At 50.9% G+C, this 21,409-nt stretch carries 21 protein-coding genes; 13 read left to right on the forward strand and 8 right to left on the reverse strand.

Features of this window, described 5'->3' with window-relative positions; genetic code table 11:
* Window positions 1-106: 106 nt before the first annotated feature.
* The 3 genes from BEA93_RS00225 to tolC all read right to left on the reverse strand — a co-directional run bounded on the left by BEA93_RS00225 (window position 107) and on the right by tolC (window position 3,573).
* Entirely contained in the window at window positions 107-1,267 is a 1,161-nt protein-coding gene (locus tag BEA93_RS00225) for a glutathionylspermidine synthase family protein (protein ID WP_000442874.1), read from the reverse strand.
* Window positions 1,268-1,272: 5 nt separating this feature from the next.
* Entirely contained in the window at window positions 1,273-1,944 is a 672-nt protein-coding gene (locus BEA93_RS00230) for a DUF1190 family protein (protein ID WP_000831543.1), read from the reverse strand.
* A gap of 147 nt (window positions 1,945-2,091) precedes the next feature.
* Complete coding sequence (tolC, locus tag BEA93_RS00240) at window positions 2,092-3,573, reverse strand: outer membrane channel protein TolC (RefSeq protein WP_000735302.1); 1,482 nt, start codon at window positions 3,571-3,573, stop codon at window positions 2,092-2,094.
* A gap of 204 nt (window positions 3,574-3,777) precedes the next feature.
* Here tolC and nudF point away from each other — a divergent pair, with 204 nt between their 5' ends.
* The 5 genes from nudF to parE are packed head-to-tail and all read left to right on the forward strand — an operon-like array spanning window position 3,778 to window position 8,184.
* Window positions 3,778-4,407, forward strand: coding sequence for an ADP-ribose diphosphatase (nudF, locus tag BEA93_RS00245; protein ID WP_000917113.1), 630 nt, complete (start codon window positions 3,778-3,780; stop codon window positions 4,405-4,407).
* Complete coding sequence (locus BEA93_RS00250) at window positions 4,408-4,830, forward strand: DUF1249 family protein (RefSeq protein ID WP_000833390.1); 423 nt, start codon at window positions 4,408-4,410, stop codon at window positions 4,828-4,830.
* A 24-nt stretch (window positions 4,831-4,854) separates the two neighbouring features.
* On the forward strand, window positions 4,855-5,682 hold the full coding sequence (cpdA, locus tag BEA93_RS00255) for a 3',5'-cyclic-AMP phosphodiesterase (protein ID WP_000444754.1): 828 nt from the start codon (window positions 4,855-4,857) through the stop codon (window positions 5,680-5,682).
* A complete protein-coding gene (yqiA, locus tag BEA93_RS00260; protein ID WP_000105733.1) occupies window positions 5,682-6,263 on the forward strand; it encodes an esterase YqiA in 582 nt (193 codons plus the stop codon). The genes cpdA and yqiA overlap by 1 nt, the downstream gene beginning before the upstream one ends.
* 28 nt (window positions 6,264-6,291) lie before the next feature.
* The gene (parE, locus tag BEA93_RS00265) at window positions 6,292-8,184 is read left to right on the forward strand and encodes a DNA topoisomerase IV subunit B (protein ID WP_000195279.1); all 1,893 of its coding nucleotides are present in this window, start codon (window positions 6,292-6,294) and stop codon (window positions 8,182-8,184) included.
* Window positions 8,185-8,239: 55 nt separating this feature from the next.
* Here the strand turns inward: parE and BEA93_RS00270 are convergent, their stop codons facing one another.
* Window positions 8,240-10,381, reverse strand: a complete 2,142-nt coding sequence (locus tag BEA93_RS00270) for a TonB-dependent siderophore receptor (RefSeq protein WP_001051713.1) — start codon at window positions 10,379-10,381, stop codon at window positions 8,240-8,242.
* Window positions 10,382-10,754: 373 nt separating this feature from the next.
* On the opposite strand from BEA93_RS00270, the gene BEA93_RS00275 reads away from it, so the two are divergent.
* The 5 genes from BEA93_RS00275 to BEA93_RS00295 are packed head-to-tail and all read left to right on the forward strand — an operon-like array spanning window position 10,755 to window position 15,432.
* Window positions 10,755-11,564 (forward strand): ABC transporter ATP-binding protein, encoded by an 810-nt coding sequence (locus BEA93_RS00275; RefSeq protein WP_000940884.1) that lies wholly within the window; start codon window positions 10,755-10,757, stop codon window positions 11,562-11,564.
* Window positions 11,561-12,544, forward strand: coding sequence for a FecCD family ABC transporter permease (locus tag BEA93_RS00280; protein ID WP_001517111.1), 984 nt, complete (start codon window positions 11,561-11,563; stop codon window positions 12,542-12,544). The genes BEA93_RS00275 and BEA93_RS00280 overlap by 4 nt, the downstream gene beginning before the upstream one ends.
* Window positions 12,545-12,552: 8 nt before the next feature.
* On the forward strand, window positions 12,553-13,590 hold the full coding sequence (locus BEA93_RS00285; protein WP_032141510.1) for a FecCD family ABC transporter permease: 1,038 nt from the start codon (window positions 12,553-12,555) through the stop codon (window positions 13,588-13,590).
* Window positions 13,591-13,600: 10 nt separating this feature from the next.
* The gene (locus tag BEA93_RS00290) at window positions 13,601-14,548 is read left to right on the forward strand and encodes an iron-siderophore ABC transporter substrate-binding protein (protein ID WP_001517110.1); all 948 of its coding nucleotides are present in this window, start codon (window positions 13,601-13,603) and stop codon (window positions 14,546-14,548) included.
* A complete protein-coding gene (locus tag BEA93_RS00295; RefSeq protein ID WP_001517109.1) occupies window positions 14,545-15,432 on the forward strand; it encodes a MurR/RpiR family transcriptional regulator in 888 nt (295 codons plus the stop codon). The genes BEA93_RS00290 and BEA93_RS00295 overlap by 4 nt, the downstream gene beginning before the upstream one ends.
* 44 nt (window positions 15,433-15,476) lie before the next feature.
* On the opposite strand, the gene BEA93_RS00300 is transcribed toward BEA93_RS00295, so the two are convergent.
* The 4 genes from BEA93_RS00300 to qseB form a co-directional block, all read right to left on the reverse strand.
* Complete coding sequence (locus BEA93_RS00300; protein WP_000633738.1) at window positions 15,477-15,791, reverse strand: putative quinol monooxygenase; 315 nt, start codon at window positions 15,789-15,791, stop codon at window positions 15,477-15,479.
* 30 nt (window positions 15,792-15,821) lie between these two features.
* Window positions 15,822-16,403: an NADPH:quinone oxidoreductase MdaB gene (gene mdaB / locus BEA93_RS00305; RefSeq protein WP_000065441.1), complete on the reverse strand. Its 582-nt coding sequence runs from the start codon at window positions 16,401-16,403 to the stop codon at window positions 15,822-15,824.
* A gap of 109 nt (window positions 16,404-16,512) precedes the next feature.
* The gene (gene qseC, locus BEA93_RS00310; RefSeq protein ID WP_000673336.1) at window positions 16,513-17,862 is read right to left on the reverse strand and encodes a quorum sensing histidine kinase QseC; all 1,350 of its coding nucleotides are present in this window, start codon (window positions 17,860-17,862) and stop codon (window positions 16,513-16,515) included.
* On the reverse strand, window positions 17,859-18,518 hold the full coding sequence (gene qseB / locus BEA93_RS00315; protein ID WP_105224388.1) for a quorum sensing response regulator transcription factor QseB: 660 nt from the start codon (window positions 18,516-18,518) through the stop codon (window positions 17,859-17,861). Before qseB ends, qseC begins: the two co-directional genes overlap by 4 nt.
* Window positions 18,519-18,669: 151 nt before the next feature.
* On the opposite strand from qseB, the gene ygiW reads away from it, so the two are divergent.
* From ygiW to BEA93_RS00330, 3 genes are all read left to right on the forward strand, one after another.
* Entirely contained in the window at window positions 18,670-19,062 is a 393-nt protein-coding gene (gene ygiW, locus BEA93_RS00320; protein ID WP_000712662.1) for an OB fold stress tolerance protein YgiW, read from the forward strand.
* Window positions 19,063-19,113: 51 nt separating this feature from the next.
* Window positions 19,114-19,596, forward strand: coding sequence for an AraC family transcriptional regulator (locus BEA93_RS00325; protein ID WP_000796007.1), 483 nt, complete (start codon window positions 19,114-19,116; stop codon window positions 19,594-19,596).
* A 108-nt stretch (window positions 19,597-19,704) separates the two neighbouring features.
* Window positions 19,705-21,312, forward strand: a complete 1,608-nt coding sequence (locus BEA93_RS00330) for an ABC transporter substrate-binding protein (protein ID WP_000288650.1) — start codon at window positions 19,705-19,707, stop codon at window positions 21,310-21,312.
* Window positions 21,313-21,409: the final 97 nt, after the last annotated feature.

The raw sequence follows: 21,409 nt of genomic DNA on the forward strand, positions 1-21,409 counted from the left end.
AATGTTAAATAAAATGTAGAGATGTATGTGGTTATATATTGATTGGAGTTATGAATTGCGGATTAATAATGAATTGCCCCGGTTATCGGGGCAATTTTAAGCAGTATTATTCAACAAAAATATGGGGGTAGAAGCGAGACATATCCTGGGTGATCAATGCACGGTCTTCACGAATGCCAATTCCGGCAGGTTGATCGTTCACCAGCCAGCTTCCAATCAGCATATAGCTGTCGCCAAATTTCGGCAGCGGATGGAATTGCTGAACAATCATTCCTTCTTCGCCATACGGGCCTTCCGCCGCTTCAATGGTTTTACCGTTCTCAATGATCGACACGTTTGCACCTTCACGTGAGAAGATCGGCTTAACCACATATTTTTCCATTTGCGGATGATCATCTTCCGCAAAATAAGCGGGCAACAGGTTCGGGTGATTCGGGAACATCTCCCACAGCAGTGGCAGAAGCGCCTTGTTGGAGATAATGCTCTTCCACGCCGGTTCCAGCCAGCGTACGCCAGCATCTTCCAGCTTGGTAGAGAACATTTCGCGCAGCATAAATTCCCACGGATATAGTTTGAACAGGTTAGCGATGACCTGATCCTGTAAATCCGTGAACTGACCTTTTTCACCTAAACCGATATCGTCGATATACAGAAACTCGGTAGCGATTTCAGCTTCGGTCGCGCAGTCCTGCAAATACTGAATAGTGCCGCGATCTTCCACCGTGTCGCGACAGCAGGTGAGATGCAGCAACTGAAAGCCATACTGTTCACGTAGCTCGGCAAAGCGATCAATCAGCTTTTCTTGCAGGCTATTAAACTGATCGCTGCCTTCCGGCAGGTTGCCAGCGTTAAGCTGATCTTCCAGCCAGAGCCACTGAAAGAACGCTGCTTCATACAGTGATGTTGGCGTATCAGCGTTATTTTCCAGTAACTTAGGTTCGCCTGTACCGTCCCACGCCAGATCAAGACGTGAATAAAGCGACGGCTGGTGGGTCAGCCATGACTGACGTACAAAGCTCCAGGTATGCTTTGGAATGCGGAATTTGGTCATCAGCTCATCGCTGGCGATCACTTTTTCCACCACTTTCAGGCACATCTGGTGCAGTTCGGCGGTAACTTCTTCCAGTTTTTCAACCTGGGCGAGGGTCAACTTGTAGTAGGCATCTTCACACCAGTACGGCTCGCCGTACATGGTGTGAAAATTGAAACCGTATTCGTGGGCTTTTTCGCGCCAGTCCGGGCGCTCGGTAATACTGACTCTTTCCATCGGTATTAACCACCCATTGAACGAGAAGAGGTGCCGGTTGCGCTACGCTGCATGGTGCTTTGTTTGGCAACAGACTCGCCAAAGCCGCCGCGGGTAACGGTGGTGGTGGTCGCTGGTTTTGGTGCCATTGCTGTTTTCGGTACGGTCATGGTGCGGCCTGGCTGGGCTGCGCCATAGTTTTTACCGGTTGCGTCGGTATATTTACCGTAAGCCGGGCTGGCAGGGTTCTTTGAGGAGAACAGCGGTTGCTGTGCAAAACCCGCTCCGCCGCCCATCAGACGACCCATCATGTAACCTGCCATTAGCGGCATCCAGAAGCTTCCGCTGGATTGCTGGGCCTGCGCCTGGTTTTCTGGTGCCATGCCTGCCTGGGCAGGTGCCTGCTGGCATTGACCTTCGCCAAATTCGGCAACACAGTCTTCACGGGTGGCGTATTTCGGCGCGGTACGTTCGGCTTCTTTCAGCGCATTGTTGTACGCGGTGGTGCATTCTGCGCTTTTGCCTGGGTTTGCGGCTGAACAATCATCAGCGTTTTGATACAGAGACACGGTCTCATCACTCTTTTCACAGCCTGCCAGCATAAAAACAGTGGCAACAGCAAGAGCGACAGGTGTCAGATGGCGTGCGCTCCAGTTTTTGCGGAACGATGCGTGGCGTATGGATTTTGTCCGTTTCATTTTTGTCTTCCGGGACCAGTGGTAAATACCCATCAGAATAGAGGATGGCTGGTCGAAATTGAAGCGAGAAGGGGGAAGAATGCGGCAGATAACCCGTATCTTTACGTTGCCTTACGTTCAGACGGGGCCGAAGCCCCGTCGTTGTCATCAGTTACGGAAAGGGTTATGACCGTTACTGGTGGAAGTGCGTGCGGATACCTGCTGAACGGCTGGTGCCGGGCTATCAGGTGCATAACCATCAGCGATAGCATTTTGTTCCGGCGTTTGCGGCGCGACGTTTTCCGGGTTAGTGGAAACCGGTTTGCTCAGCGCATTGTTCAATGCCAGCAGATCCTGCTCGTTCAACGTACCCAGAGCTGATTTAATATTCAACTGGTTAATCAGGTAGTTATAACGTGCATTCGCCAGTTCTTGCTTGGCGTTGTACAGCGTCGTGGTGGCGTCCAATACATCAACAATGGTACGCGTACCGACCGAGTAACCAGCTTCCATCGCGTCTAATGAGCTTTGGGCGGAAATAACGGCTTGTTTGTAAGCGTTAATGCTACTGATAGATGCATTAATGTTGTTGAAGGAGGAACGCACGGTTTGCACGACGCTACGGTGTGCGCTTTCCAGTTGCTCGCTGGCACCCACGAAGTTGTACTGCGCCTGTTTCACCTGCGAGTTAACCATTCCGCCCTGATAAATCGGCAGCGAGAAGCTCAGGCCCACTTTGTTCTGGCCCATATTGCTGTCGTCATACTGGCCTGCGGTCGCACCACGGGTTTTCGAACCACTGTAGGAGGTGTCAGAAATTCCGGTAGAGGCCGTTAAATCCAGAGTCGGTAAGTGACCATCCTGCGCCTGGCGAATTTGCTCGCGTGCCAGGTCCTGGCTCAAACGTGCCTGTAACAGCGACAGGTTACGCTTTTCAGCTTCTTTCAGCAGAGTGTTCACCGGCTGTGGTTTGTCGGTTTTAAAGTTTTCAACATTCAGCGCCGCCAGTTCCGGGTAGTAATTACCAGTGATCTGACGCAGTTGCTCAACGGCATTGTCGAGATTGTTACGTGCGGTCACTTCGTTTGCCAGCACGGTATCGTACTGTGCGCGGGCGTTCTGCACGTCGGTGATCGCCACCAGACCCACGTTAAAACGTTGGGTGGTTTGATCTAACTGACGGTAGATCGCTTCTTTTTGCGCCTGGGTATAGGAAAGAACGTCAATCGCATTCAACACGTTGAAATAAGCGGTCGCGGTGTTGAGGATCAGAGTTTGTTGATCGGTCTGGTAAGTGACGTCCTGAATTCCGGCCGCTTTTTCCTGCAAGGTCAGCGCACGCCATTTCGACATATCGAAAATGGACTGGGTCAACTGCAGGGACGCACTGGTCGCGTTAGAGTTGATGCCGTTCGCGTCGCGATAGCCGTTGCTGTAGGTGTAATCTGCACCTAAACCCAACTGTGGCAGTAATGGACTGCGCGCTTCATTAATTTTTTCAAAGGCAGCATCACGATCGGCGGCAGACTTACGCAATTCCGGGTTACTAAGGCGTGCTTGCTGATAAACTTGCATCAGGTTCTCGGCCTGGCTCAACGTACTGAACCCAGAAAGGCTCAGGCCGATAAGAATGGGGAGCAATTTCTTCATTTGCATTCCTTGTGGTGAAGCAGTATTTAGCGCGATCAAACTGTAAAATTATTGCGGATTCTAGCAGAAGCCGCCACCGCAAAAGGTTGGCGTTACGTGCCATAGGGCATTAATGTGCCTCAATTTAACACATGACCGCTCAAACGGCAGTCAAACGTCGCTGAAATTCACATTTAATTCACTATTAGTGTCAGGACATTAACAATGCTTAAGCCAGACAACCTGCCCGTTACATTTGGCAAAAACGATGTAGAAATTATTGCACGAGAAACACTTTATCGCGGCTTTTTTTCATTAGATCTTTATAGATTTCGTCATCGTCTATTCAACGGACAAATGAGTCATGAGGTCCGGCGGGAAATTTTTGAGCGCGGGCACGCCGCAGTCTTGCTACCCTTTGACCCAGTACGCGATGAAGTTGTGCTGATTGAGCAGATTCGGATTGCCGCCTATGACACCAGCGAAACGCCCTGGTTATTGGAAATGGTTGCCGGGATGATCGAAGAAGGTGAAAGCGTAGAAGATGTCGCCCGTCGCGAAGCGATTGAAGAGGCGGGACTGATAGTCAAACGGATCAAACCGGTGTTAAGTTTCCTGGCAAGCCCGGGCGGTACCAGTGAGCGTTCGTCAATTATGGTGGGCGAAGTGGACGCCACGACCGCAAGCGGTATTCACGGTCTGGCTGATGAAAACGAAGATATTCGCGTTCATGTGGTAAGCCGGGAACAGGCATACCGGTGGGTAGAAGAGGGGAAAATCGACAACGCAGCGTCGGTCATCGCTTTGCAATGGCTGCAACTGCATCATCAAGCGTTAAAAAATGAGTGGGCATAAATGAAGCGTTACACACCTGACTTTCCTGAAATGATGCGCCTGTGCGAGATGAACTTTTCACAATTGCGCCGTTTGTTGCCGCGCAATGACGCACCCGGCGAAACTGTAAGCTATCAGGTGGCAAACGCACAATATCGGTTAACGATTGTGGAATCGACCCGATACACTACCCTGGTGACAATTGAACAGATTGCACCTGCAATCAGTTACTGGAGCCTTCCGTCAATGACGGTGCGTCTGTATCATGACGCGATGGTGGCTGAAGTGTGTTCAAGTCAGCAGATTTTTCGCTTTAAAGCGCGGTATGATTATCCTAATAAAAAGTTGCATCAACGCGACGAAAAGCATCAAATTAATCAGTTTTTAGCGGACTGGTTGCGATACTGTTTAGCACATGGAGCGATGGCGATTCCGGTTTATTAGCGTCGTGAAACCTAAGGACACCATTTGGAAAGCCTGTTAACCCTTCCTCTGGCTGGTGAGGCCAGAGTCAGGATTTTACAAATTACCGACACTCACCTGTTTGCACAAAAGCACGAAGCCCTGCTGGGGGTAAACACCTGGGAGAGCTATCAGGCGGTGCTGGAGGCGATTCGCCCACACCAGCACGAATTCGACCTGATTGTCGCGACAGGTGATTTGGCACAGGATCAATCCTCTGCGGCCTATCAGCACTTTGCAGAAGGCATCGCAAGCTTTCGTGCGCCCTGCGTCTGGCTGCCGGGTAACCATGATTTCCAGCCTGCGATGTACAGCGCATTACAGGATGCGGGTATCTCCCCGGCGAAGCGTGTGTTTATTGGTGAGCAATGGCAAATCCTGATGCTGGATAGCCAGGTGTTTGGCGTACCGCACGGCGAGTTGAGCGAGTTTCAGCTTGATTGGCTGGAACGTAAACTGGCCGATGCGCCAGAACGTCATACTTTGCTGCTGCTGCACCATCATCCGTTGCCTGCGGGTTGTAGCTGGCTTGACCAGCACAGTCTGCGTAACGCGGGTGAACTGGATAACGTGCTGGTGAAGTTTCCGCACGTCAAATATCTGTTGTGCGGACATATCCATCAGGAACTCGATCTCGACTGGAATGGTCGCCGCCTGCTGGCAACGCCGTCAACCTGTGTGCAGTTTAAACCACACTGTTCCAACTTTACGCTGGACACTATTGCCCCAGGCTGGCGTACGCTGGAACTCCATGCCGATGGCACCCTGACTACCGAAGTGCACCGCCTGGCGGACACTCGTTTCCAACCAGATACCGCTTCAGAAGGCTACTGATGTCAACGCTTCTTTATTTGCATGGATTCAACAGTTCGCCGCGTTCAGCGAAAGCGAGCTTGTTGAAAAACTGGCTGGCGGAGCATCACCCTGACGTTGAGATGATTATTCCGCAGTTGCCGCCGTATCCTTCCGATGCGGCAGAACTGCTGGAATCCATTGTGCTGGAACATGGTGGTGATTCGCTGGGTATCGTTGGTTCGTCACTTGGGGGTTATTACGCTACCTGGTTGTCGCAATGTTTTATGCTGCCAGCGGTAGTGGTAAACCCGGCTGTGCGCCCGTTTGAACTGCTGACGGACTATCTCGGTCAGAACGAGAACCCCTACACCGGGCAGCAATATGTGCTAGAGTCACGCCATATTTACGATCTCAAAGTCATGCAGATTGACCCACTGGAAGCACCGGATCTTATCTGGCTGCTGCAACAGACGGGAGATGAAGTGCTGGATTACCGCCAGGCGGTGGCGTACTACGCCTCCTGCCGCCAGACTGTAATAGAAGGCGGCAACCACGCATTCACGGGCTTCGAAGATTATTTCAACCCGATCGTCGATTTTCTTGGTCTGCACCATCTCTGACGATCAACTCGAATTGCTAACTTAAACCATGACGCAAACTTATAACGCTGATGCCATTGAGGTACTCACCGGGCTTGAGCCGGTTCGCCGCCGCCCGGGGATGTATACCGATACCACTCGCCCAAACCATTTGGGGCAAGAAGTTATTGATAACAGTGTCGATGAAGCACTGGCCGGTCACGCAAAACGCGTGGACGTTATTTTACATGCTGACCAGTCGCTGGAGGTCATTGACGATGGCCGTGGAATGCCGGTGGATATTCACCCGGAAGAAGGTGTTCCGGCGGTCGAATTGATCCTCTGCCGTCTGCACGCGGGTGGTAAGTTCTCCAATAAAAACTATCAGTTCTCCGGCGGCCTGCACGGCGTGGGGATTTCGGTGGTTAACGCCCTGTCAAAGCGCGTAGAAGTCAACGTGCGCCGCGATGGCCAGATTTATAACATCGCGTTTGAAAATGGCGAAAAAGTACAGGATTTGCAGGTTGTCGGCACTTGCGGTAAACGCAATACCGGCACCAGCGTACATTTCTGGCCGGATGAAACCTTCTTTGACAGCCCGCGTTTTTCTGTTTCGCGCCTTACGCATGTGCTGAAAGCCAAAGCGGTACTGTGCCCCGGCGTTGAGATCACTTTTAAAGATGAGATCAACAATACCGAACAACGCTGGTGCTATCAGGACGGTCTGAATGATTACCTCGCGGAAGCGGTAAATGGCTTGCCGACGCTGCCGGAAAAACCGTTTATCGGTAATTTTTCTGGCGATACCGAAGCGGTGGACTGGGCGCTCTTGTGGCTGCCGGAAGGTGGCGAACTGCTGACCGAAAGCTACGTCAACCTGATCCCAACGATGCAGGGCGGGACGCACGTTAACGGTCTGCGTCAGGGCCTGCTGGACGCGATGCGCGAGTTCTGTGAATACCGCAACATTCTGCCGCGCGGCGTGAAACTGTCAGCGGAAGATATCTGGGATCGCTGCGCATATGTGCTGTCAGTAAAAATGCAGGATCCGCAGTTTGCCGGGCAGACCAAAGAACGTCTCTCTTCGCGTCAATGTGCGGCATTCGTTTCTGGCGTGGTGAAAGATGCGTTCACCCTGTGGTTGAACCAGAACGTCCAGGCTGCTGAATTGCTGGCGGAGATGGCGATTTCCAGCGCCCAGCGTCGTATGCGTGCGGCGAAGAAAGTGGTACGTAAAAAGCTGACCAGTGGCCCGGCGTTGCCTGGCAAACTGGCTGACTGTACCGCGCAGGATCTCAATCGTACCGAACTGTTCCTCGTGGAAGGTGACTCCGCAGGTGGATCAGCCAAGCAGGCGCGCGATCGTGAATATCAGGCGATCATGCCGTTGAAAGGTAAGATCCTTAACACCTGGGAGGTCTCTTCTGATGAAGTGTTGGCCTCGCAGGAAGTGCATGATATTTCAGTGGCGATCGGTATTGATCCTGACAGCGCCGACCTTAGCCAGTTGCGTTATGGCAAGATCTGTATCCTGGCGGATGCGGACTCCGATGGCCTGCACATTGCTACGTTGCTTTGCGCACTGTTTGTAAAGCACTTCCGCACGCTGGTGAAACACGGCCACGTTTACGTTGCTCTGCCACCGCTCTACCGCATTGACCTCGGGAAAGAGGTTTATTACGCGCTGACGGAAGAAGAAAAAGAGGGCGTGCTTGAGCAGTTAAAACGCAAAAAAGGCAAGCCTAACGTCCAGCGTTTTAAAGGTCTGGGCGAAATGAATCCGATGCAATTGCGCGAAACCACGCTTGATCCGAATACTCGCCGTCTGGTGCAGTTAACCATTGATGATGAAGACGATCAGCGTACTGACGCGATGATGGACATGCTGCTGGCGAAGAAACGCTCGGAAGACCGCCGTAACTGGTTGCAAGAGAAAGGTGATATGGCGGAGATTGAGGTCTGATAATTCCCGCCAGGAGAATAAAATATAGCCCGGTAAACATACCGGGCTTTTTTTATCAAAATTCCATTTTCACCGTGAATTGCACTTCACGCGGATCGCCAATCTGATTACCCAGATTATTTGTGGCTATGGAAGAGGTGTAATACGTTTTATCAAACAGGTTTTTGACGTTTAATTGCAGAGTGACCGGATACTGCAATTTCATTTTATATGCGGCGAAGGCATCGGCAACGAAATAGCCCGGCAGATAGTAGTCAGCCCCATTGGTTGCTGAACGACGGCTTACGCCATGTCCGCCACCGCCAAACGTCAGCGTGTTATTGCCAGGCATATTATGAATGTCATAGGTCAGGAATAGCGAACCGGTATGACGAGGAACATTCGGCAATGGTTTTCCTGCATAATCAGGATCTTCCAGAACCTTAGCATCGGTATAGCCGTAGCTGGCAATAATATTAATATTTTCAGTTAATGCTCCCGCAAGGTCGACTTCTACCCCTCTTGAACGAACGCGGCCTGCCGTTTTGGCGATGGTTTCGTCACCAATACTTTCGGTATACAACACGTTGCGTTTATGGATATCAAACAGCGCAATATCTGCGGTTATACCATCGAACAGCTCGAATTTTGCCCCGACTTCGTAAGCATTAGATGATTCCGGGGGAAGATCGCCAATGTAGCTGGCAATTGACGATTGCGGCATAAATGTTTGCGAATAATTGGCAAATAAGGATACCGATGGCGTCAGTTTGTAGACCAACCCCAGTTTGGGAGTCCATTGCTCATCGCGGCTGTCAGTATTGACATTAAAAGGACGGCCTTTACCCGCATACTGCGTGTAATACTGATAGCGGATCCCGGCGACGGCAATCCAGTTATCGGTCAGATAGAGCGCGTCCTGAGCATAAGCTGAGTAGCTCTCCTGTTTGATCGTCTGATCACTGTCCGATGCCGAGACCGTTGTACATTTGCTGGTATTGCCATAAACAGGGTTGTAGATATTGAAATCTTTAGCGTTTTTACAGCGAATCATATCTGTGCGCAGAAGATCATAATATTCATATGACACCCCGCCCAGAATCTCATTATAGAATCCAGCGATATCGACATTCCCTTGCAGATCCGCACGAGTAGAATGCATACGCTGGGTAGAGCCCTGAGTTGCATCAACACGCCGTGTCAGCGTTCCTGTTGTTGCATCATACGCGGTAACGCGAGCTTGATTATCGCTGTATTTATCCTGGCTGTAGCTGTAATCAAAGCGCGCAGTCCACTGGCTATTGAGATGATATTCTGCGTTGAGTTGCGCCAGATCGGACTGACCATCTGTAATATTAAACGGTTCGTCGAAACGTATTTTTCGATCAACGTTTACGGGCTGTTTCGTCGTAAGATCGAAAATTGTTCCGCGATCGAATGGCGTTTTATAGTCCCGATGTGAATAGAGCATGGTTACTGTTGCATTATCACCAAACCAGGTGAGTGATGGGGCAATAAATGTACTGCGCTCTTTACCGAAGTTCCGCCAGTAGTCTTCATCCTGCACTTCCCCCGTCAGGCGGTAGGCCAGTTGAGTGCCTTCAATGGGACCTGTGATATCAAGTTGCCCTGTACCACCACCAAAACTGGAGGACGTGGCTGAGACAGAACCATGGAACGTTTTTTCCGGGCGCTTTGTCACGACGTTAATCAGCCCACCAGGATCGAGAATGCCATACAGCGTGGAGGCCGGGCCTTTTAGCACTTCCACACGTTCTGTTGCGGCGTTGAAACTGCGAGGAAGTACGGTTCGCAGGCCGTTGGTCATGATGGAGCCATCCCGGTTTGCACCAAACCCACGACGTACAAAAGCGTCCTGAGTCCCGCCTAATGTATTGGTTTGCACCACGTTACTGACGTTATAAAGCGCCTCATCCAGCGTCGTCGCATGCTGATTTTCCAGAACTTGATCGCTAACCGTATTGACCACCTGCGGAATATCCAGCATCGGCATATCGGTTAATGTCGCCGTGGAGGTGCTCAGAGGCTGATAACCGTCGGTCGCCTCAGTTGCGGTATTCGCATCCGCGGTAACCGTGATGGTTTCGCCATCTTTGGTCGTTACAGTGTCTGTTGCATGAATCATCGGTGCCGCAAAGAGCAGTGAAAAGAGCGCCCGACCTTTGACTCCTGAGAATGAAGGTGTGAACTTAGCCATTTAGTCTTTTATCCCAAAAACTCGCGGATTGTCGCGAGTGAAAATTGTTTCTTGTTGCTCACTAAGCACTATCCGTTTGTTATTTCGCCATCGGATATGTAATTGAGAATCATTCAATCATGCAATAATGTAGTAGTAAATGAGAAATAACGAAAAAATGCTACAGGTGTTTTCACGATGATTTAATGCAGGTTGATTGTTTTTAACTCATTAATATTTAGTGTTTTAATTTTTATTTTCAAAAAGATTTTACCTGTTATTTACCTTGTTTTTGTGTGGCTTTTAACTTCTTGACTACTACATTTTGTGGCGTCAAACTCTCAAAGGAGAATGAGTTTTATTTTTGTTTGTCTTTGATTAAGTTGGCGTACACGTGGCACATAACGCAAAAGGGCAGGGGCTGATCCTCGACAATGTTTCTGCCGGGTATCACAAGAACATCATTGTTGATGGTGTTTCTTTCTCCGTTCCCACAGAGAAAATGACCGTTCTGGTTGGGGCAAACGGCTGTGGAAAGTCGACGTTGCTCAGTACCATTGCGCGTATATTGCAACCCATGGGCGGCTCGATATTGCTTGATGGCAAAGCGATTCACGAGCAACCAACGAAAGCGTTATCCCGCAGACTTGGGATCTTACCGCAGTCGCCATTATTGCCGGAGGGCTTAACCGTTTATGAACTGGTGTCGCGCGGGCGCTTTCCCTGGCAGAATTTTATACGTCAATGGAGCGACGCTGACGAGCAGGCGGTAGAAGAGGCCCTGAAATTAACCGGTACGCAGGAGTTTGCGCATTTACCTGTTGAAAAACTCTCTGGTGGGCAGCGCCAGCGGTGCTGGATTGCGATGGTGTTGGCGCAAAAGACGCCTTATATCCTGCTGGATGAACCAACAACCTGGCTTGATTTACGTTATCAGGTTGAAATTCTTGAGTTATTACATGACTTAACGCGCCATCACGGGCGTACAGTCGTTGTGGTGTTGCATGATCTGAATTTTGCCGTCAATTATGGCGATACGCTGATATTTTTACGCCAGGGGAAAGTGGTGCGTGTGTTGAATGAGGGGGAGCATTGCACGCCTGAGCTGGTGAAAGCTGTCTTTGACGTTGATGTTCACGCATCAATAAATCCTCTGACGGGAAAACCGTTTTTCATGCCGTTTCGTGGTGTAGAAAAAGTATGATGCGCACGGGGCTGGTTACTGTTTTTTTCCTCACCTTACTGCTGGTGGGATGCGTTGTATATCCTGGGATTGGTGCCCGATTTATTGCACCACAAACGGTGTTGCAGGCATTTTTCCATTTTGAACCGCAAAACTTCGATCACAACGTGATTATAAGACTCCGTTTGCCGCGTTTGGCGGCAGCATTGCTTACTGGTGCTTCTCTTGGTGTTGCTGGTGCTTTGTTGCAGGCTGTCATTCGTAACCCATTGGGGGAGCCACATATTTTAGGCTTAAATGCCGGAGCCGCCCTGGCTGTCGTTGCTGCCAGTGCACTAGGACTGGCATTTCCTGTTGGGCGTCCATTGCTGGCATCAGCGGGAGGCGCGGTACTGTTCCTGCTGATATTGCTGCTCTCTTCCGCAGGACGTTCAGGGTTAACGCCAATGAAAGTTACCTTATGCGGCGTGGCGCTATCGGCGTTCGTTTCCTCAATAACGGCTGCAATCCTGATTCTTGACGAACAAACGTTGTTGGCGATGCGGACATGGTTAGCGGGTGATTTAGCGGGGTTGGATTGGGCGACGCTTGGTACGTCCGCCTGGTTTTCTCTGGGGGGATTTGTATTAGCTCTTTATCTTGCGCCCTCTCTTAACATGTTGGCACTGGGCGATCGCATGGCGCAGGGCCTGGGCGTCTCGGTACTACGCACGCGAACATTCACTCTGATTGCGATCGCGTTGCTCTGTGGCGCAGCCGTATCGATTGCTGGCCCGATTGGTTTTGTCGGCTTGCTCGTACCGCAGATTGTCCGGCGTCTGGTATCAACGGATCTGCGCGTTCTGCTACCTCTTTCAGCTTGTGTCGGTGCCTTACTGCTATTACTGGCAGATATTATTGCCAGGACGCTTTTCACGCCCCATGAGCTGGCGACAGGTGTCATGACGGCATTAGTTGGTGCACCTGTTTTTGTCATTATGGCGACGAGGATGTTCAAATGAGCCGGATAATGAACGTTGGGTTACGCCCGCTACGTGTTGGTGAGTTTTCGACACTGGTACGCCCTAAAAATCTGGTGTTGCTTGGTGGACTGTCTCTGTTTGCTGTTGGAATACTGATATTCGGTCTGATGCATGGTTCTTTTTCTGTCCCGGCATCGGAAGTCGGACGAGCGTTGTTCTCTCCAGAAAATGTGAACACAGACACACGTTATATTGTGCAGGATATTCGCTTGCCGAGAGTCATCATGGCGTTGCTATGCGGAGCCATGTTAGGTATGGCGGGAGCCGCAATGCAGTCTATTGCTCGTAACAGCCTTGCTGATCCCGGTCTTATCGGGGTCAAGGAAGGATGTAGCGTGGCAGTGCTGTGGCTGATTTTCCAGTTTCCAATGCTGGGGATGTTCTGGCGTCCAGTGGCTGGCCTCGCTGGCGGCTTATTCGTTGCGTTAGTGGTGATTTTCTGTGCACGCGATATTTCCCGCCCGCGATTTGTTTTGATCGGCATTGGCGTTTCCTGGTTTTTCGCCGCGGGGATCGGTGTATTTATGACCACAGCAGATGTTCGTGACGTACAAACTGCATTGATGTGGTTATCGGGAAGCCTACATGCAGCCAACTGGATGTTAGTCGGTATTTCAGCCTGTTGGATGTTGCCAGCCGCTCTTTTATTGCTGTTCACAGCCCGGACGGCGGATATTGCTCTGCTTGGTCATCAGGTTGCAACCGGATTAGGCGTGAATAGTTCTCGTCTGGCGTTGTTGCGTGTAGCCGCGCCAATAATCCTGACAGCCGTCTGCGTTTCTTGTGTTGGCAACATCGGCTTTGTCGGGCTGATAGCACCTCATATATCACGTTTTATTCTGCGTGGTGGACAGACGACATTACTGCTGGGGAGCGCCGTATCGGGGGCGTTGTTAGTCATTCTGGCGGATAGCATTGGTCGTTTGGCTTTTTTGCCTTTGCAACTCCCTGCAGGAATCGTTATCTCACTGATTGGTGGACCATTCTTTCTGCTACTTCTCTGGCAACGCAGGAACAGTTTTTAACGGGAGTTATATGCGTTTATTTTTTTCTCTGCTGATACTGTTGTCATTTTTTGCTCGTGCAACAGAGCCTGTTCAGGTGTTTACCGATGATTTAGGGCGCAAAGTCACAGTGCCTGCACATCCAAAGAGAATCGTTTCTTTACACGATCTTGATATCACCATTCCTCTGATTGAACTCGGTGTACCTCCTGTCGCCAGCCACGGGCGTACACGGCCTGACGGTAGCCATTTCATTCGATCAGGTGCGTTACTGACAGGTGTTGATTTCGATAATTCATCGATCGCCTTCATTGGAACAGCCGATATTGATATTGAAGCGATTGTGGCGGCAAAGCCGGACCTGATCATCACAGAACCGACCCGTAATACGCCCATTGAACAACTGGAGAAAATTGCGCCCACGGTGAGCATTGATCATCTCAAAGGGGGCGCGCCAGAAATCTACCGCAAGTTGGCCGAACTTACAGGAACACAGGCGCGGCTGGCGATACTTGAACGCCGCTATCAGGCGCAAATCAATGCGCTGAAGGCGACGCTGGACAGTCAAAAAATAACGGTATCGGTGATTCAGGCAAATCAGGGAAAAATTAATGTGATGCATAGCTATCATTCGCTGGGGCGGGTATTACGCGATGCTGGTTTTCGCTTTCCACCGCTAATTGAGAGCATTCCTGAAGGTGGGCGAATGGATGTGAGCGCGGAGCGTTTGCCTGAACTGGATGCCGATTTTGTTTTTGCAACCTGGCGCGGTGATTCTGGTGGTAAACCTCAGGACGAGCTGGCAGCAATGGAAAAAGTCATGCCGGGATGGTGTCAGTTTCTGACAGCCTGTCGTTCCGGACGTTATGTGTTGATTTCGCGTGAAGAGGCGATTTCTAACTCCTTTGCATCTCTGGGATTGATGGCTGCGCAGATACAATCACAAATTGCGGGGCGACCTTTACCGGAGGCCAAATGATCCAGAAAGACAAAACGCGGGTTGATATTTTTGGGGAGCGTTTTCGTACTCGTGCGAGTCAGTTAACGCCAGGGTTAAGAACCGTCGCCAGCTACATTAATGAGCACCGTGAAGTGGTCCTCGAGCAAACGGCGATGGAAATTGCGGCCACGTTAAACACTTCCGATGCCACAGTAATTCGGGCTATACAGGCTCTGGGGTTTGCCGGGCTGCGCGATCTGAAACGTACTCTGGAACAGTGGCTTGGCCCAGCCCTTAGCTCCAGCGAAAAGATGTCTACGACGGTGAGTAACTTGACGAGCGATGTTAACACCGCAATCGACTTTGTTCTTGAAGGGCATCTGTATACCTGCAATGTCCTGTCAGAGCCTGAAAACCGCCACTCGCTTGCGCAAGCGGTAGCCTTGTTGGTGCAGGCGCGGCAAGTTGCTATTTTTGGCATTGGCGCTTCGGGTATTCTGGCGGATTATACCGCGCGGCTATTCAACCGCATTGGCTTGCCCGCCACGGCGCTAAACCGTACGGGTATTGGCCTTGCCGAGCAATTGATCGCGCTTCAGCGTGGCGATGTGCTGATCATGATGGCGCAAAAATCTGCACACCGGGAAGGGCTGACAACGCTGCGTGAAGCGAAACGGCTGGGGATCCCGGTTATTTTGCTGACAAACGCTCTGGATTCGCGTTTTAGTAAAGACGCCAGTATCGTCATCCACGTTCCGCGCGGGGATGAAAAGGGGAAAACGCCGCTACATGGTACGGTATTGTTGTGCCTGGAAATGATTGTCTGGTCGGTGGCCTCAGCGGTGCCGCAGCGTGCGGTTAAAACCATTAAGCGAATTAACGATTTCCATCGGGGTTTGAAAACGGGAAGAAAGAATGGCTAATCAGGCCTGAGACCGGTAACAACACCGGCCTCTTTTCAGGAACATCAAAGTCCCGGCTGCAGGATACGAATATTCATCTCCAGCACATCGCCTTTTACGGCTTCGCTATATGCTTTCATGTGCGGGGTTTGCAGATGCGCTTCAAGGTGCGCGATGCTTTCCCACTGCTCAATCATCACAATAGAGTCCGGCGCCATAGACTGGAAACTCACGCCAGCAGCGCAATCCACCATTGGCGCGTAGCCGTGGCAACCTTCTTCCTTCAGAACTGTTGGAACGATTTTAGCAAACTGATCCAATACCGCCTGACGGTGATGTTGGCCAGGGCGAGTACGGATTTCTGCGATTACTGTAATCATGGTTAACTCCTTCTAAAGCCAGAGCTCTAGTTAACCAAAAATTTCCACAAGATGCTTGCGATATTCTTCAGTATAGCGGGGAACATCAGGCATTTTTATCACGTCATTAGCGATAAATGTCGGCAGCGGTTCCATGCCGAGGAATTGGTTTGCTTTATGGAACGGTAGATACACACCGTCAACGCCAACGCCGTGGAAGAACTGATCTTTTTCGGTGAAGGCTTCCATTGGGGCGTTCCAGGTCAGCGAGAGCATATATTTTTTACCCTGTACCAGACCGCCAGAACCGTATTTTTTCGACGGATCTTTGCGGGTACGACCATCGCTGGCATACAGCGTGCCGTGACCTTCGGTGAACACATCATCAATGTATTTTTTCACCGTCCACGGCGCGCCCATCCACCAGCCAGGCATCTGCCAGATCACCACATCAGCCCAGAGAAAGTTTTGTACTTCGGCTTTGACATCGTAGTCGCTCTCAGCGCGAACGATGCGGACATCATGCCCGAGGTCGCGCAGCGTGCCATCCGCGACTTCGGTCAGGGTGTCGTTCAGTTGACCATTAGAGTGGGCGAATTTTTTCGCACCGTTGATAATCAGAATATTGCTCATTTTTTATCCTCAAGGAGAGACGTTTACCGACAATAGTACGTCACAGAGCGGTGCGGTGAAATTAGCAAAATGTGCAAAGTCTTTTGCGAATTTTGCAAAAGTCTCACCACTACCAGCTCACTTTCGCCTCAAATCCACCTTGTTTCGCATTCCCAAACACAACATTCATGCCATGCAATTTTGCGATCCGCTGGACAATCGACAACCCCAGTCCGCTACCGGTTGCGGTTTGTCCAGGTGGGCGGTAGAAACGTTCGCCAATTCGCGCCAGCGCCTCTGGCGTCACGCCGGGGCCGTTGTCTCTTACGGTGAAATTATCTGCATTCAGAGTGACATCTACTACGCTGCCCTGTGGACTGTAGCGTACTGCGTTATCCAGCAGATTTCGTACCAGTAGACTTAGCAATAGCGGTTGTCCGGTGCGTTTGATTCCGTGGGCATTGAGCGTCAGCCGTACGTCAATTTTTGCCTGCTGCGCCGTGTGGTAGATATCCATCACCGCCGATTGCAGGAGATCTTCAAGTGGGATCTCCGCGACGTCCTGAAGGTTATCCAGCGAGTCGAGCCGCGATAGTGTGAGCAGTTGATCAACCAGACGGGTGGCGCGATCGATCCCCGAATGTAATTGCGTCAGTGCTTTTTTCCGTGCCTGCGGATCATCGTCAGAGAGTTGCGCAACTTCGGTTTGAACTTTCAGCGCCGTTAATGGGCTACGCAGTTCGTGAGCGGCGTCAGAGGTAAAGCGCCGTTCACGCACCATCATCGCATGTGTACGGTCGAACAGTTGATTCAGCGACTCGACTAGCGGACGCACTTCGCTGGGTACGCCCGCGGCGTTGAGTGGTTTTTCCGAGTCGGGATCGCGCATACGTAGCGCCAGCGCTAGTTTGTTCAGTGGCGAGAGCTCACGACCCAGTAACACCATCATGAAGATTAACATGATGGGTAGCGCAACAAGCCAGGGGATGAGCTGGCCGGTGACGATTGCCAGCGCCATGTCTTCACGGTATTCCCATTCCTGGCCGACAACGATGCGATATTTACCATCAGGTGATGTCATCCAGATAAAGCGCCATTGATCTTTATCACCCACCAGTTGCCCGTCAGCAAAACCTTCACGCTGATAGCTATAGGGAATATCTTCTCCATTATCGCCATCGTTAAGAACCATTCTGCCGTCGCGGGTAAAAATGGCAAATGTCAGGGCATCGTCATCCACATGGCCGTGTTTGAATTTATCCGGCGTTCTTGCCATACGATCTGCCGCATTAATTTCGTTAAGATCGAGCGTACTTAATCGTTTGGCAAACAGCATTAACTGGGTATCGAACAACTCATCGACATTATCAATCGTTTGTTTCCAGGCTACAAAGCTGGAGACAACCCAGGTCAGCGAGGCCAGAATCAAAAAGATCAGCGTCAGCCTGACTCGCAGACTAAGGCGTTGGGTAAATTTCATTTCTCACCTAATGTGTAGCCAATACCGTGAACGGTGCGAATAAAGTCACTGCCGAGTTTGCGTCGCAGATGATGCACATGTACTTCGACGGCATTGCTGGTGACCTCTTCGTCCCAGGTATACAGTTTTTCTTCAATCAGTTTGCGTGGTAGAACACGACCAGCGTTACGCATCAGTAATTCCAGCAGGGCAAATTCTTTTGGCTTGAGTGTTAAGGATTCACCTGCCAGGGTGGCGATCCGTTTGCCCGGGTCGAGCATGACGTTGCCGTGATGTAGCTCGTTGCTGGCCTGGCCGTTGCTTCGCCGCATCAGCGCTTCCAGCCTGGCGGCGACTTCTATCAATGCAAAAGGTTTACACAGATAATCGTCGGCCCCCAGACGCAAACCTTCCACGCGTTCGGCCAGTGCGTCGCGCGCGGTCAGGATCAGTACCGGCTCACGCTGACCTTTATCCCGCCACTCGCGCAAAATATCGCGGCCATCCATTCCCGGTAAGGTGAGATCAAGGATCACCGCGTCATAAGGTGCGCTATAAAGCGCCTCTTTTCCCTGACGACCTTCCGTAAACCAGTCAACACTAAAGCCCATCTTACTAAGACCTGTTTTGATGCCGTCACCAATCAGCATGTCATCTTCTATCAGTAAAATTCGCATCTTTTCATCCCTGCGATAGCTGTATTCGTTGTCAGTAAACCGTGTTGTAACGCGCTCTGTACAGTACTAAATTTTCTTTTTTTTCCTTAAGAAGTTGTTAAGGACTATCTTGTTTAATGCCTGGAAACAGACATCAAAGGGAGTAACAAACATGAAAAAATTCGCAGCAGTAATTGCAGTAATGGCCTTGTGTAGCGCACCGGTTATGGCAGCAGAGCAGGGGGGCTTTTCTGGCCCATCGGCAACACAAAGTCAAACCGGAGGATTCCAGGGGCCGAACGGCAGCGTAACTAACGTAGAAAACGCGAAATCTTTGCGTGACGACACCTGGGTAACTCTGCGTGGCAATATCGTTGAGCGCATCTCTGACGATCTGTATGTGTTCAAAGATGCCAGCGGCACCATCAATGTCGATATCGACCACAAACGCTGGAACGGCGTGACAGTTACGCCGAAAGATACGGTTGAGATTCAGGGGGAAGTGGATAAAGACTGGAACTCTGTTGAGATTGACGTGAAACAGATCAGTAAAGTCAATCCGTAATTGTTACTGCTCCCGGGACGCGTTCCCGGGAATAATTTCGCAGGGAGCAACATGAAAAACCGTGCACTGGACGTAAATATTATCGATTTCCCATCAACCCGCGTGGCGATGTTGCCGCATCGCTGTAGCCCTGAGTTGCTCAACTACAGCGTGGCGAAATTTATCATGTGGCGCAAAGACACGGGGTTATCTCCCGTTAACCAAAGCCAGACTTTTGGCGTCGCCTGGGACGATCCTGCCACCACTGCGCCAGACGCGTTTCGCTTTGATATTTGCGGCAGCGTTAACGAGCCTGTTCCGGAGAATCGTTATGGTGTGAGTAATGGCGAACTCACCGCAGGGCGTTATGCGGTTGCCCGTCATTCTGGCGACCTGGATAACATATCTCACACTATCCGGGCCATCATTCGCCGTTGGCTTCCTGATAGCGGCGAGAAAATGCGTAACGCACCGATATTGTTTCACTACACCAACCTGGCCGAAGGGATGTCAGAGAAGCGGCTGGAAACGGATATTTATGTGCCGTTAATGTGAAGGGGGATCTTTTCCGGAGTGTGAGCCAAATCACTCGCGATAAGTTTGAGCTAACAATGCCACTGGCGTATTGTTGTCAGGCTTATAATTTCTCCGGTAAGGAATACCATGTATACGCGAAATTTATTATGGCTGGTCAGCCTGGTAAGTGCGGCTCCTCTCTATGCTGCTGACGTTCCCGCCAACACACCGCTCGCCCCGCAACAGCTCTTTCGTTACAACAATCATAGCGACCCCGGCACGCTTGACCCGCAAAAGGTTGAGGAGAATACCGCCGCGCAGATTGTGCTGGATCTGTTTGAAGGTCTGGTATGGATGGACGGCGAAGGTAAAGTGCAACCTGCCCAGGCTGAATCCTGGGAAGTGTCAGATGGCGGCAAACGCTATATTTTCCATTTACGCAACGGCTTACAGTGGTCTGATGGTCAGCCTCTGACAGCGCAGGATTTTGTCCTCGGCTGGCAGCGCGCGGTTGATCCCAAAACGGCAAGCCCTTTTGCTGGCTATCTGGCGCAGGCGCATATTAAAAATGCAGCGGCTATCGCGGCGGGAAAATCGGATGTCTCATCGTTAGGCGTGAAAGCGACGGATGACCGCACTTTTGAAGTCACGCTTGAGCAGCCCGTACCGTGGTTTACGACAATGCTAGCCTGGCCGACGCTGTTTCCGGTTCCGCATCATATGATTGCGAAGTATGGCGATAGCTGGAGTAAGCCAGAGCATATGGTTTACAACGGTGCTTTTGTGCTTGATAAATGGGTGGTTAACGAAAAGATTACCGCACGCAAAAATCCAAAGTACCGCGATGCACAACATACGGTATTGCAGCAGGTTGAGTATCTGGCACTGGATAATTCAGTCACCGGCTATAACCGCTATCGTGCGGGTGAAGTCGATCTCACCTGGGTTCCGGCACAACAAATTCCTGCTATTGAAAAATCACTGCCTGGTGAGTTGCAAATTATCCCGCGTCTGAACAGTGAATATTACAATTTCAATATCCAGAAACCACCGTTTGACGATGTTCGTGTCCGGCGGGCGCTATATCTGACGGTCGACAGGCCGTTAATTGCGCAAAAGATACTCGGGTTGCGAACGCCTGCAACCACGTTGACGCCGCCAGAGGTAGAAGGCTTTAACGCGACGACGTTTGATGAACTGCAAAAGCCGATGAGTGAGCGCGTGGCGACGGCAAAAGCCTTGCTCAAACAAGCGGGGTACGATGCTTCTCATCCGCTACGCTTTGAACTGTTCTACAACAAGTATGATTTGCATGAAAAAACGGCAATTGCGTTGTCTTCCGAATGGAAAAAATGGCTTGGTGCACAGGTGACGCTGCGCACGATGGAGTGGAAAACCTATCTTGATACCCGGCGAGCCGGTGATTTCATGCTATCGCGGCAGTCGTGGGATGCGACGTACAATGATGCTTCCACTTTCCTGAACACGCTCAAAAGCGATAGTGAAGAGAATGTCGGTCACTGGAAAAATGCGCAGTATGACGCGTTGCTAAATCAGGCGGCGCAGACCACTGACGCGACAAAGCGTAATGCGTTGTATCAGCAGGCAGAGATGATCATTAATCAGCAGGCACCGCTCATTCCCATCTACTATCAGCCGCTGATCAAATTGCTTAAACCTTACGTTGGCGGTTTCCCGCTGCATAATCCCCAGGATTATGTCTACAGCAAAGAGTTGTATATCAAGGCACATTGATGCCTTTATCGCCGTCGGAGCACGTCCGGCGGCGCTATTCACGCTGATCTCCTGTGACTCGACGCGACAGATAATGTAGTATCTCCGGCAATATTGC

Source organism: Escherichia sp. MOD1-EC5950, from assembly GCF_002965345.1.
GTDB lineage: Bacteria > Pseudomonadota > Gammaproteobacteria > Enterobacterales > Enterobacteriaceae > Escherichia > Escherichia marmotae.

Coding starts and splice junctions, on each gene's coding strand:
- qseB (WP_105224388.1), bottom strand. CDS start 18,518: ATGCGAATTTTACTGATAGAAGATGACATGCTGATTGGTGACGGCATC.
- BEA93_RS00285 (WP_032141510.1), top strand. CDS start 12,553: ATGAACGTTGGGTTACGCCCGCTACGTGTTGGTGAGTTTTCGACACTG.
- yqiA (WP_000105733.1), top strand. CDS start 5,682: ATGTCAACGCTTCTTTATTTGCATGGATTCAACAGTTCGCCGCGTTCA.
- BEA93_RS00295 (WP_001517109.1), top strand. CDS start 14,545: ATGATCCAGAAAGACAAAACGCGGGTTGATATTTTTGGGGAGCGTTTT.
- parE (WP_000195279.1), top strand. CDS start 6,292: ATGACGCAAACTTATAACGCTGATGCCATTGAGGTACTCACCGGGCTT.
- BEA93_RS00280 (WP_001517111.1), top strand. CDS start 11,561: ATGATGCGCACGGGGCTGGTTACTGTTTTTTTCCTCACCTTACTGCTG.
- BEA93_RS00330 (WP_000288650.1), top strand. CDS start 19,705: ATGTATACGCGAAATTTATTATGGCTGGTCAGCCTGGTAAGTGCGGCT.
- BEA93_RS00300 (WP_000633738.1), bottom strand. CDS start 15,791: ATGATTACAGTAATCGCAGAAATCCGTACTCGCCCTGGCCAACATCAC.
- BEA93_RS00230 (WP_000831543.1), bottom strand. CDS start 1,944: ATGAAACGGACAAAATCCATACGCCACGCATCGTTCCGCAAAAACTGG.
- nudF (WP_000917113.1), top strand. CDS start 3,778: ATGCTTAAGCCAGACAACCTGCCCGTTACATTTGGCAAAAACGATGTA.
- mdaB (WP_000065441.1), bottom strand. CDS start 16,403: ATGAGCAATATTCTGATTATCAACGGTGCGAAAAAATTCGCCCACTCT.
- BEA93_RS00270 (WP_001051713.1), bottom strand. CDS start 10,381: ATGGCTAAGTTCACACCTTCATTCTCAGGAGTCAAAGGTCGGGCGCTC.
- qseC (WP_000673336.1), bottom strand. CDS start 17,862: ATGAAATTTACCCAACGCCTTAGTCTGCGAGTCAGGCTGACGCTGATC.
- ygiW (WP_000712662.1), top strand. CDS start 18,670: ATGAAAAAATTCGCAGCAGTAATTGCAGTAATGGCCTTGTGTAGCGCA.
- BEA93_RS00325 (WP_000796007.1), top strand. CDS start 19,114: ATGAAAAACCGTGCACTGGACGTAAATATTATCGATTTCCCATCAACC.
- BEA93_RS00290 (WP_001517110.1), top strand. CDS start 13,601: ATGCGTTTATTTTTTTCTCTGCTGATACTGTTGTCATTTTTTGCTCGT.
- BEA93_RS00225 (WP_000442874.1), bottom strand. CDS start 1,267: ATGGAAAGAGTCAGTATTACCGAGCGCCCGGACTGGCGCGAAAAAGCC.
- BEA93_RS00250 (WP_000833390.1), top strand. CDS start 4,408: ATGAAGCGTTACACACCTGACTTTCCTGAAATGATGCGCCTGTGCGAG.
- tolC (WP_000735302.1), bottom strand. CDS start 3,573: ATGAAGAAATTGCTCCCCATTCTTATCGGCCTGAGCCTTTCTGGGTTC.